This window comes from Sphingobium sp. CCH11-B1, assembly GCF_001556865.1.
In the GTDB taxonomy this organism is placed as follows: domain Bacteria; phylum Pseudomonadota; class Alphaproteobacteria; order Sphingomonadales; family Sphingomonadaceae; genus Sphingobium.
The window spans coordinates 26,952-38,387 of the sequence record NZ_LSJY01000169.1; the positions used below are offsets into that span (position 1 = coordinate 26,952).

The following is an 11,436-nucleotide window of genomic DNA, read 5'->3' on the forward strand; positions in this document are numbered from 1 at the left end:
TAGAGGGAACGGGCTGGAACATGGGATTGACCCCTGATGTCTGACGCGCGGCAAGCCAGCCTTTTTACCGAGGATGATCTGCCGTCTACCCGTCGAGGTACGTCCGCCCGCCAGGCCGGCGAATTCGACGTCGAACCGGAAAGTCGGCCCGCCTCAATTCAGCTTGTGCTTCGAGGCCATGGGAGATTTCGGATCTGGGTGAAGAGCATGCAGCTAAGGCTTTCCCGCTGGTTATGAGTTGTCCATCCCCCGATGCGTCTTTCTGACGATCTCGCGATAAACCGACATCTTTATACACGGGCTATCGCGACTCTGCCCGATGTGCTGCTGATCGATGTTCCCCTGGCCTTTGCGTCTACCAGCCTGCCACTCGGGCGCTATTATCCCGTAATCCTGGAGACCATTGAAGAGCGGCAGGAGTTCGAGGCCTTCCTCCAGGCAGATCGACCCGCGCCGATCGTGCCCGATCTGCTCGATCGCAGAGCGTCCGCGCTCACCACCATCGATATCGTCTTCGCGCTCTTCGATCCCACCATCGCGGGCTGGCCCTGGCTTCTGCTCTGCCGTTGGCCTGCCGATCATGTCGCGCTGGCGGCAGATCAGGGCGATATGTTCGCACGCGACGCCTACACCATCGAGATATTCCCGGATTCCGCCGCGCGGGCCGCCGCCATCAGCCAGTTGCTCGCGATACTGGGGACGCACCAGTGTGTGCAGGTGGTTCCCGTCACACCTGCAGCGCCGGCCGGAACCGCCTGATCCTGCGACGCGCCCCGCGACAGGCACTCCAGCGACGGTAGCGCCAGCGCGGCTACCGCCGCGCCTCCAGCCTCGCTCCCCAACCCATCTTCGGCCCCGCACCTTCCATCCCGGCTCCGCGCCATTCCGCGGTGGTCACGCAGAGTTGTGGGCGGGACGCGGCGTTGAGCGTGGGGCAGGCGGGGCGGCGTCGCGCCAGCGGGAACGGGAGCGCCTGGCCGCGAGCGGGCGGCGCGCGGGGCGAGGGCGGGATACAGAGGAGAGAAGGACCGGGGAGGGTGTCGCCGGAAAATGGATTTCGAGCGACATTCGAAAGGTCAAGACGATGAACATCGGTGAAATCTTCAATCAGAACGGCCGCCTGACGGGCTCGATCGCCACCCGCACGATCGATCTCCCCCGCATCGGGCTGCGCAAGGTCATGAGCGAGAATGAGAAGGCCCCCGTCTTCGAGATCCTAGCGCTTAATGTCGCGCGTCGCTGGGTTCAGGTCGGCGCACTGTGGGAGGCCGCCTCGAAGCGTACCGGTGAGGTGTTCCTTGCCGGCAACATCGACGACCCCAGCCTGCCCGAACCGCTGCCGATCGCGCTCTTCCAGGCGGATCATGGCGGCTACATGGTCGCGTGGCGGCGCGAGAACATGCGCTCCGACTTCGGCGGAGGCATGGGGACCAGCCGCACCAATTATGACGATCGCGGCTCGCGCGATCAGGGCGGCTTCGGCGACAGTACCGCAGGTACTGACGGAGAACTGACCGGTGCCGACGCGCCGTTCGGCGAGGAGGACCCGTTCTGATCACCGGTTGATCGGAACAGGTTCCGGGCCGGGGAGGCGTCAGGCTTCCCCGGCCCATTCTTTTTTCTCGTCCATGAGGAGACAGTCCATGTCGTTTTCTTCCTTGCATGACCTCGCCCCGTTCGCCGATCTCTCCGCGCTCTGTGCCGCGATTATGGCCAGTCCCGCCATTGCGGAGCTGCTCACGCCGCAAATCTCCACCACGACCCGCACGCCAGCGATCCCGATCGGGGTCACCTGCGGCGAGGTCATCGCGGCTATCTACGACCTGCTCGATGGCACACCCTTCGCGCCGCATGCGGCGCACATCGTCGATGCCGTCCTGACGCGCTCGACATTCGTCGCGCGCGCTCGGGCGAGCATGCACTGATCCGACGCCATGGGGCGGGACGCCAGCGCGTCTGCGCCCCATTTTCTTTTTTTGCATGAAAGGGAGAAGTCCCATGACCCAAGACCGTTCGCGCAGCATCAGCCGCTTCGCAGACCTTCCGGCACTGATCGCGCAGATGACGGCGACCCCGGAATTCAGGCGCGCCTTCGGCGATCCCATGCCGCTTTCGATCATCAGCCCTGGCGATGAACCCGGCGAACATGACATGCCCGAACCCCTTCACGCGCAGGCCGATTGCGCCGGGGTGATCGCCACCATCTTTGATCTGTTGACCGATACCCGCCTCGACGCGCTCGCGCCCGAGATCGCATGGGGCATGGTCAACAGCTTCCATTTCGTTGCCGGCAAGCTCGAGCGACAGGAGGACATGCTGGCCGACGAGTTGCGCGACATGATCCGCCGGACGGAGCCTTCGGAGGTATTCAATACCGAACTGGAGGAGAAGCAGCTGCTGTGCCAGTCGCTGACCGAACAGCGCGAGGCGGTCGAGTGCATGCGCGACTATGCCGCCGAGACCTTTCATGCACTATCGGGCCGTCCATGGTCACCCGCACGTGGGTCGCGCGTCTCCAAGGTGGCGACCGCCACGCAGGTCTCGATACAGGATTTCCTGCGCGCCCGCGAGCTTGCGACACGCGAGCGGTACCGCCCCAGAGGACCGATCGTCATCGCCTCGGGCCATGCGGAATGGCATGACTGGCAACTCCTCTGGGACCGGCTCGATACCATCCTCGAGCGCATCCCGCACATGACGCTGGTGACGACCGCGCAGCGCAAGGGTTTCGATGCGATCGTGGCCTCATGGGCAGGCAGTCGCGACGTACAACTCGTGACCTATTCGCTGACGGGTTCGGGGCGCGGTGCACCCTTTGCCCGCAATCGCAAGCTGGTGGACCTGAAGCCTGTCGAAGCCCTGCTGGGTGAGGGATCAGGTATTCAGGCCAACCTTTATCAGGCCCTGCGTAAGGCAGGCGTCCCGATCCATGCGTTCCGCAAGGCCGATCAGGCTCCGGTCGAAAAGGTCGCTCCACCGCAACGAGGTCGGTTGCGTCGGGCGGCGTAACTTCTGCAAACTTCAATCATCCCGTCGGGGGCGGCGCTGCGCGCTGTCCCCGTTTTTATGCGGGGGATGCTGGTCGCGGCGATGAGGTCAAGGGTTGGCAGTGCTCCCCGCGAGGCGGGCGCCTGGAGGCACCCATTTGCGAATCAGGGGCATCGAGCCCCAGATTCGCAAAGCCTCTTCTCTCTCTCAAGAATTCCAATGGTGGCACGGGACCGCGTCGGCCTCAAGGACGACGGGGCCCCACCATTTTTTTGGGCGGGTCCAGCGGCGCGTTTCCTCTGCGATGACGGTGGCCGCCCAAAAAAATCGTGACCCCCATCGCCGGCTGCGCCGGTCGCTACGCGATCCTTGACCCCGCCGCTCGGAGCCCGTGCCCAAGGGGGGACCTCTTTCGTTTCAAAGGAGGTTCACATGACGAAGATCAACCGCAGCGTCCGCCCATTCTCCGACATCGCCGAATTCATCGCGCAGGAGACCAGGCCCACCACCGACGACTTCCACGCCGCCTTCACCTCCGACCTCGACGGCGTCCGCATCGGGCGCGGCGAGGAGGAGATGGCAACCGACATGCCCGATCCGAGGGAAGCACAGCTTGCCGTCGAACTCATTGTCACGACACTCTTCGACGTGCTGCGGGACACACGGTTACAGCCCGCCGCCGAACGCCTCGCATGGGGCATCGTCAACAGTTTCCATCACGTCGCCGACCAGTGGCAGGGCCAGGCCGACAAGGCGATGCGTGATGTTCAGGACCTGCTGCGGCGCGCCGACGGCAGCGAAATCCACGGCGTCGAACTCGAGCAGGCACGCGATGAACTCGAATATCTCGACGAAGCCACCGACGCCCTGCGGTGCATGCGGGATCACGCCGCCGACGTCTTCCACACCGAAACCGGGCGGCCGTGGTCCGCGCCCAAAGGATCGCTGGTGTCAAGCAAGCGCACTGCCTCGGTCATAGCCGCCACCGATTTCCTCGCCGCCCGCCGCCAGCGCCGAACCGACGCGCACAATCCGCAGGGGCCCATCGTGATCTTCTCCGGCGGGGCGGACTGCTGGTTCGACGACCGCCTCATCTGGGGCAAACTCGACGAGGCGAAATCCCGAAATCCGAAGATGGTGCTGGCGACGACGGCGCAGGACAAGGGGTGCGACGCCATGGCCGCAGCATGGGCAGCCTCCCGAAAGGTGAAGCTCATCACGTTCCGCCTCAGTGCGAAGCTGGGCAAGAGGGCAGGGTTCGTACGCAACGAGCAGATGGTCGGACTGCGGCCCATCGAGGCGCTGGTCTGCGAAGGATCAGGTCTGCAATCGCACCTCGCGCGCCTCGTCAGGGAGAAGCGTATCCCGGCGCGGTTCGTCACGCTCAGCGATCAGGGATGGGAGGCGCAGTGAGTTATCCCAAGAGGATCGGTCCGGTTCACCGGGCCGGTCCTCATTTCTTTTTCGAGCGTCACACTCGCCCCCGCTCTGGGACCCGCAAGCGGGCCCGTCGCGGGCGCGATGCGGAACCGCCTACGCGGTCCCGGCCTCCTGCGCGCGGCTCCGCCGTGCTCGTCGCAGGGACACCCTTCGGGTGCCGTTTCGGCGGGGATGGTCGTGCCTGCAACGTCCAGCCCTACAATCAGAGGAGAGGAGGGACGGGGAGGGTGGCTCAATTGAGGAGATCAAAGCCATGACCGAACACACCCCCTCCCATGCCGGCGTCTTCGTTTCGGGATCACTTTCGATCGCATCGCTTCCCGAACCCGTCATCGAGCGTATCAGTGGCATTCTCGATCGCCGGCTTCCTATCCTGATCGGGGACGCGCGCGGTGCGGACCGGTTGGTCCAGCGCCATCTCTCCGACCGGAATGTCGGTGGCGTTACGGTCTACTGCTCAGGCGAGGGACCGCGTAACAATCTACGTGATTGGCCCGTCCGGCACATTCCCTCTTCCGGGAGAAAGGGGACCGCCGCCTACCATGCCCCGAAGGATGCGTCGATGGCGCGGGATGCCTTCAGCGGTCTCGTGATCTGGGACGGTCGCAGTCGGGGAAGTCTTGCCAACATTCACCGACTGGCGGCGCGGCGATGCTTCATTCTCATCTGGCTCACGCCGGAAGAGCGGTTCATCACCCTCCGGTCCGATTCCGACAGGAGCGCGTTCCTCGAAGCGCACCCCTGCCGGCATCTTTGACAATCCGTTTCGGTACATCAGGTGGCTGGCGACAGTCCCTTGAGCGCTGTTAACGCGCTGCCACCACCGACCCGGATCGCGTGCGTCAGAAGCTCGCGGAACTCCCGCTCCGTGAGTTTCTCGACGGGCAGGCCATTCACGATCGCAGCATATTTGCCGCGCAGGGCGCTGCGGGCACTTTCCAGGTCCTGCGTCAGCTTGCGCTGACGCGCTTCCAGATCGGCAAGCCGATCCCTTTCCGTCATCTTTGGCATGTCCATCGTCCTTCCCCGATGGCCTGCCCGTCGCGCCGCATTCTGCCAGAGTCACTGTGCAAGGCAAGGGGCGATCGACGCTTTTAACGGCACCGGCGACTGCAATCTGCAGTTCCCTCCTTCCCAAGATCTCATCTTCCCATCGTTCCTCCCGTGCGCAGGCAAGGGAGGCAAGGAGACGGTCATGTCCACCACCGAACCCCACCTCGATCGCTTTGTCGAACCCAATGACCCCGATTACTGGGCTGCGCAGATCAGAGGTTTCGCGCTCATTCGCCAGATCGAGGAACAGGTCAGACGGGCAGATCACTATGCCGGTTGCTACACTGGCTATACCGACCCGGTTACCCACGACCTTGTCATCACCGGCGAATGCGACGCTGAATATGATGAGGCGACGACCAAGGCCCATGATCTGGGCTTGATCGCCGCGACCTCGAATGCCTATTTAATCCTCAAGGCACAGGGGCGGACCGACGAGACCGCGCAGATCGTTTACAACGCCCATCATAATATTTTCCTCAGCGATCCGGAGCCTCCATGCCCGGGCGAATAGTAGCGAATGACTTCCGGGGTCGGGCTCGAATCCGGCCCCTTTTTTGCTTGCAGGGAGCCCCCACCCATGGCCTTTGTCCCTCGAGCCGCTGCGGCGGTGAACACCAATCTCCAGAAGCAAGGTTGCCCCGCGCCTTCCGGCACGAGGCTGCGCAGCGCGAGCGCGCTGCGTAAGGCGGGACGCACGGCGCAAGGCCGTTTTGTAATGGACCCTACGCACGGGTGCTGCAGGCACATTAGCCCGTAAAAACAAGGTGATATGGCCGTAATACGCGTATGGCCCAGTTCCAGCGGAGCGTCGTACGTGAACCACGGGACCGACTAGGGCCGCCCTATCCCTTTGAGTTACCTTGAAATATCTTGTGGTACGCGTCATATGCGGCTTCAGGATGCGCCACTTCATCAAAAGGGCTGGACTCGCTGCTGCATGCCCGAAATCATGGTCTCCTCGCTCCAGCAGGAAGGACATCACCCATGGCTGAATTGAACGAGGAGTATATCAGCGACCTTCGTCGGGCGGTGGTCAAGGCCATCTGCGAAGTGTCGGCGGAAAGGCAACGATCCAATGCGGCGGGGAAGGGCGACACCCTCTATATCGGCTCGGCCGAAGTCTGTCAGATGCTCACGATTCTGCTGACTGAATTTCTGGAAGGAGTCCCCGGTCTCGATACGCCCGGCGATGTTCGGCGGATGTCGGACATCGTGGCCAAGAAGATCAGGTTGGGAATCGGCGAGATCCGGCGCCACCGCCAGGAGACGGGCGGAGAGCCTTTGCCGTCGATCATCATCAGAGGCAACTGACCCTCATCATTCGGCCCGATTTTCTGCCGTTTATAGGAAAGCTGGCAGGTCGCCGTTCGTCAGATAATCGACCAGCGGTGTGTTGCGGGTCACCGCATCGTAGAAGAGGTGGTGCCAGCTATTGGCGGTGGGATGTGCATGCCCCTCCTGCCAGGCCGCGATGTTGTCGATGACGACAAGCCCCGTTGATCGCATCTTACTGACATTGCGCAGCAGGCGGCGATGCTCGTTTCGAAAAAAGCGGACATAGCGGCGGGCGACCTGAAGTTCCCGCATATGGGTGGTCACCAGTGCCGTCTCTTCAACGGTCAGATCGGGATGCGGCGTCAGGCTGAAAGTCGGTGCTACAAAGGGCGCGGCAATGTCCAACTGCACGATCTGGGGCAATGAGAAGGCGTCGAAATAGGGATGAATGAAAAAGCGCGGCGACACAGCGTTCCCCGTTTTTTCCTTCTTCCGTCGCTGGCAAGGATCGCACATTGGGGTCAGATTGACCGGGGTGATCGCGAATTGCGGATATCGCCCCTTCGGCAGATAATGGTCCAGCGTTTCCGGGGGGGTGGGGCTGCCGCATGCCGGACAGATGTCAAGGTCATGGCCCCGCAATGCCTCCAGCATCGCGCCTTGCGCCGAATTCTCGGCGGGGTGGCTATAGAGGTTCTTGAATGCCCCTCCCTTAGCTTCGGCGGCGGGCCAGGTCTGCACCTGCGCCGGGGACCCTCCATGGGCGATATATACGCCAACCCGCACCTTCCATTCGGCGGCGATCGATTGGAAGAAACTCTTGTTGGGTTCCTTGGTCCGCTCCGCCACGACAGCATCGATCAACGTGAGGCAGTCGGCGCCCGGCACGGGCAAAAGCATCACCATCCTTCGCGCTCCATCCCTTGAATCTGGATGGCGAGTTCCTCGTTGATATCCTTGCCGAGGGCCTCGATCAGGGCTTCGGCGGACCCCAGTTCTTCGAGCTTCTCGGTTATCCATCGCTCGAAAGGCTTCGACGCTTCGCTGTCGCCGAACACATAGGAACTGATCCTTTGCATGTCGCCACCAAAGGTCTGAAAGGGCGGCGTCCGGATCGACAACCCGTCCTTCGTCCGCGCCATCACGTGCACGCAGTCGGTGGGAACTTCTCGTACGGTAACCAGCGAATGGGTGGCCAGCAGCGCCTTGGAATTGAACCGGTCGAGGATCGTCTTGAGCATATCGATGAACTGGATTTCCAGCGTCGGATGCAGAAACAGCTCCGGTTCGTCGATGAGGATCAGGCTATCGCGGCGGATTGCCCCGAGGATATTGATGACGATAAAGGAAAACAGCTTCTGGCCTGAACTCAGTTCGACGATCTCGCCGTCATGGAAGAAGGTCACGCCATCGGCGGCATTGAGTGCATCGCGGATTTTGTCGATTTTCAGTTCTTCGATCCGGTCGGAACTGATCGGCACATATCGCTCCTCGTCGACGTCGAAAGCGAGATCGTCGAGAAGCCCCGCATCGCTGTAAAGCCGGCTGGCTCTACCGTCCGGGACGCCGATGTTGACGGTGGCGTAATCGAACGCAAAGGCCGTGCGAAGAACCTTTTCAACGGTCGCCAACTTGTTCGCCCAGTTGCGCAAGCCCTTGTAGCGTAGATCGTCCGTCAGGCAGTCCAGCAGGGATGCGGCCGCGTTCTTCTTGGGCGCCTGGTGAGTGAGCGATATTCCACCAAGCTTCCCTTTCGTCCTGCTGACCGAACGCCCGCGAAAACCGAAATACCGATAGACTTCCTTGTCCTGAAGCTCGTGCGCCTCCAGGTCCACAGGGAAACGCTCGAAAGGGCTGTAGGAGACGACGACGATCTGACTGAGGTTTGGCTTTTCGACAAATCCGACGTCATGCTCGTCCTTTTTGGGATTGTCGTCGAGCCAGTCCCGCACCAATTGATGCAGCAGCTGTGATTTGCCGACCCCGTTTGGACCGATCAGCACGTTGACGCCATGGGGCAGCAACCCGCGCTGGCTGAACTTCAAATTGAGCGTGGAGAGGTCGCCATACACGTCGTTGAAGCGGAAGCCCAGGTCGAGAACCGCCATAGAGGCCGCCGCGAAAATCTTCCATCCATCCAGATAGGATTTGATCTCCCCGCGCTCACGCTGGAGGGATTTACGGAAGGCCTGGGTATCGATCAACGCAAGCGCATCGGGATCTTGTTCGATATAAACAAGATAGCTTGCATCTCGCAATTGCTGGGCTGCCTGCTTTGCCGCTGCCTCGCCAAGACGGTCGCGCAATTGCTCGTAAAAGCTGATCTCGCCCGGCAGTGACAGATACCGTGTGCCCGGGATCGGAAAAATTCCGTTCCACCCTTCTTCGCGCAGCTTATCCAGCTTGCGTTCGCTGGAATCGGCGTCCTCCAGCATCAACTTCAGATATCCCAGTTCGACCCTTTTGCCCGCGATGCGGCAAGTCGTGGCGAACGTGGTCTTGTTGCCATAATCATCCCAGTTGTCCGCGAGCAACTCCAGGACATCGCCCTCCATGTCGGGGGCGGGGGTAACTCGCCGGCTCTGGCGGCCGAGATATACTGTCTTCATTGCATGCCCCATCCCATAGTATCTCAGGCATCGATTTATCCGACCCAGTCATTATGCCCGGAGCGCTCTTATAAGGTCCACGCCTGTCGGAGCAGGTCGATCGCGGCTTCTCTCGTCACGATCCCCGTGTAGCGCGCAATATTACCGCAAAGCCCTCCCACTCGCCCTTCGCGCTCAACTTGCGCGACCAGAGGGACCTGCGCGATCGATCCGTCTGCATGGATCACGCTCGCCTCTGCCGTGATCCGGACCCTGTTCTTGCAGATAGTCGCCAGGTCACTCTTTCCCATGCAGCGCAGAACGGTCGAGCCCGACAGGAGGCGCAGCGTGACCGATGGTTTATCAATCGACCTGATTTTTCCATCCGCTCCCCCGTTCGCGGACGTCACCAGATCTTGGAGCAACGCGGAGACCGGGTTCTCGATGTGATACGCCTGGCAATAGTTGCTGGCGACGATGACGCGATGATCCGCGGCCGATGCCCCCTCCAGAGCGATGGTGGCACCGCCGACTGCGGGTGCTTGCGAGAACGGTCCTGGAATGCCTTGATCGGCGGCGGCGGCCTCAATAGCTGTGAGGTCGCTCAAATACTCAACGGTACGAGAACTGACTGAACTGGGCAAACAGACGCCCAGCAAGGCGACCGCAGCTATGCTGACCGCGCGAAGCGGTACGGCAAAACGACGTGCGGGAGGCAGCATGCGATCAGGCGCCCACTTTGGTTGAAGTGATCACGTTCGCCTTTTCGCTGGCAACCTTCTCGTTGGCTTTTAACCGCTTCTTCCAGTCCTTCTTAGTGCTCCCGGTCAGGATCCGCGAGCTTTCGAGTGCGAATTCCTCGACCAGCTTCTCTCGCACACCCGATCCCCGCATAGCCAACCCGGCAAGGCCCCCATGGGCATTGACGACCTGGACGTAGAAGTTGCCGATCTGTTGCTGCGTGACGGGATCGAGCACCACGACTTCTCCGGAAAGCTCGTCGCTGCTCCCAAGCAGCAGGGCCATGCCCGCATTGGCGGTCTTGATGTTCTCGATCGTGATACGCAGGTTGACCGCCTTGCCACCACGCTCCTGCGTGAGCCCCCATTTCCGGGTAACATCACGCATGATAAAGGGCATCATCGACGAGAAGGGCACGGTTGCATATTGGTCCTGGACAGTCACCGTGCCCGAAGGATCATAGGCAGCAAGGCCTGCCTCGCTCCGCTTTTCGCCAGCCTTCGCGTCCAGTTCCGCCATTTTGGCGGTGGCAGTGTCGGCGAGGATAACTTCGACCTGATCGACATAGTTCTTGTCGACGATCTCGAGCGGTAATTGCTCGATAACGGTGCGCTGCCTGGCAACGGCCGGATCAAACGACGCGGGCATGACGACAGCAACGGCAAGTGCCGCCGCAAGCAGAGACTTCTTCACGATCTACCCCCAAATGAAACGAAAAAATTGCTCCGCCCACCTCTCTGGCCGTCCATTTAAGGATAGCGTTTGGGTCGCGACCGGAGATATGAGTTAAACAGGGCAAGCACTCTCCGAAGGTCGAGTGCTCAACCCTGCCGACTACCGCGCAGCCTCTTCGACAGCCTGGCGCAAGCGGTCCCCTGCGTCCGCAGACACGACCTGAACCGACCGTTTGCCGGTGGCTGGATCGGTCTGATGGAAGCGGAATTCCTGCCCCTTGAGCGGGCCGGTGATCAGATCGGCAATCATGATTTCCCGCTGCTTGTTGTCGGTATTTGCGAAGGGTGCAATCAGGTCCACGAGCCAGATCTGATCGCCGCCTTTCCATTCATCAAGGCTCAGCCGGTTCTCCGGTTCGACCATGCCTTTGTCGAGCTTGGCCGCTGCTGTGGGCGAACATTTCGCCCACAGCGCAAGTCCCACCGGCTGCTGGCCGTCACGGAACATGTAGAATTGCTCATGCAGGAGCGCCGGCATGAGCAGCCACTCGATGTCGGCAATACTGAAACTCCGATGCAGGGGAGACTGCGTGAGGAGCCAGGTCATTTCCCCAAGGAAATGGCTGACGGTCAGTGGCGCGGTAGTGGTGTTATCCTGTTTCGTAGTCATCTTA

Annotated in this window: 14 protein-coding genes; 8 read left to right on the top strand and 6 right to left on the bottom strand. The window is 61.5% G+C overall.

Features of this window, described 5'->3' with window-relative positions; genetic code table 11:
* The first annotated feature begins 252 nt into the window (after positions 1-252).
* The 6 genes from AX724_RS16970 to AX724_RS16995 all read left to right on the top strand — a co-directional run bounded on the left by AX724_RS16970 (position 253) and on the right by AX724_RS16995 (position 5,185).
* Entirely contained in the window at positions 253-759 is a 507-nt protein-coding gene (locus AX724_RS16970) for a hypothetical protein (RefSeq protein ID WP_066768578.1), read from the top strand.
* A gap of 325 nt (positions 760-1,084) precedes the next feature.
* Entirely contained in the window at positions 1,085-1,555 is a 471-nt protein-coding gene (locus AX724_RS16975) for a DUF736 domain-containing protein (RefSeq protein WP_066768581.1), read from the top strand.
* Positions 1,556-1,643: 88 nt separating this feature from the next.
* On the top strand, positions 1,644-1,925 hold the full coding sequence (locus AX724_RS16980; protein ID WP_066768584.1) for a hypothetical protein: 282 nt from the start codon (positions 1,644-1,646) through the stop codon (positions 1,923-1,925).
* A gap of 73 nt (positions 1,926-1,998) precedes the next feature.
* Positions 1,999-3,009 (top strand): DUF2493 domain-containing protein, encoded by a 1,011-nt coding sequence (locus AX724_RS16985; protein ID WP_066768587.1) that lies wholly within the window; start codon positions 1,999-2,001, stop codon positions 3,007-3,009.
* Positions 3,010-3,420: 411 nt separating this feature from the next.
* Positions 3,421-4,401: an SLOG family protein gene (locus AX724_RS16990; RefSeq protein WP_066768590.1), complete on the top strand. Its 981-nt coding sequence runs from the start codon at positions 3,421-3,423 to the stop codon at positions 4,399-4,401.
* A gap of 280 nt (positions 4,402-4,681) precedes the next feature.
* On the top strand, positions 4,682-5,185 hold the full coding sequence (locus AX724_RS16995) for a hypothetical protein (protein WP_066768592.1): 504 nt from the start codon (positions 4,682-4,684) through the stop codon (positions 5,183-5,185).
* A gap of 17 nt (positions 5,186-5,202) precedes the next feature.
* Here the strand turns inward: AX724_RS16995 and AX724_RS17000 are convergent, their stop codons facing one another.
* Positions 5,203-5,439: a hypothetical protein gene (locus tag AX724_RS17000; RefSeq protein ID WP_066768718.1), complete on the bottom strand. Its 237-nt coding sequence runs from the start codon at positions 5,437-5,439 to the stop codon at positions 5,203-5,205.
* 184 nt (positions 5,440-5,623) lie between these two features.
* Here AX724_RS17000 and AX724_RS17005 point away from each other — a divergent pair, with 184 nt between their 5' ends.
* Positions 5,624-5,995 (top strand): hypothetical protein, encoded by a 372-nt coding sequence (locus tag AX724_RS17005; protein ID WP_066768595.1) that lies wholly within the window; start codon positions 5,624-5,626, stop codon positions 5,993-5,995.
* A gap of 473 nt (positions 5,996-6,468) precedes the next feature.
* The gene (locus AX724_RS17010; RefSeq protein WP_066768598.1) at positions 6,469-6,795 is read left to right on the top strand and encodes a hypothetical protein; all 327 of its coding nucleotides are present in this window, start codon (positions 6,469-6,471) and stop codon (positions 6,793-6,795) included.
* Positions 6,796-6,825: 30 nt separating this feature from the next.
* On the opposite strand, the gene AX724_RS17015 is transcribed toward AX724_RS17010, so the two are convergent.
* The 5 genes from AX724_RS17015 to AX724_RS17035 form a co-directional block, all read right to left on the bottom strand.
* Entirely contained in the window at positions 6,826-7,665 is an 840-nt protein-coding gene (locus tag AX724_RS17015; RefSeq protein ID WP_066768600.1) for a hypothetical protein, read from the bottom strand.
* The gene (locus tag AX724_RS17020; RefSeq protein WP_066768602.1) at positions 7,659-9,368 is read right to left on the bottom strand and encodes an ATP-binding protein; all 1,710 of its coding nucleotides are present in this window, start codon (positions 9,366-9,368) and stop codon (positions 7,659-7,661) included. The genes AX724_RS17015 and AX724_RS17020 overlap by 7 nt, the downstream gene beginning before the upstream one ends.
* Positions 9,369-9,436: 68 nt before the next feature.
* Entirely contained in the window at positions 9,437-10,069 is a 633-nt protein-coding gene (locus AX724_RS17025; protein ID WP_156448131.1) for a hypothetical protein, read from the bottom strand.
* Between the two features lie 4 nt (positions 10,070-10,073).
* The gene (locus AX724_RS17030) at positions 10,074-10,781 is read right to left on the bottom strand and encodes a hypothetical protein (RefSeq protein WP_066768607.1); all 708 of its coding nucleotides are present in this window, start codon (positions 10,779-10,781) and stop codon (positions 10,074-10,076) included.
* A 141-nt stretch (positions 10,782-10,922) separates the two neighbouring features.
* Complete coding sequence (locus AX724_RS17035; RefSeq protein WP_066768610.1) at positions 10,923-11,432, bottom strand: toxin-activating lysine-acyltransferase; 510 nt, start codon at positions 11,430-11,432, stop codon at positions 10,923-10,925.
* Positions 11,433-11,436 lie beyond the last annotated feature (4 nt).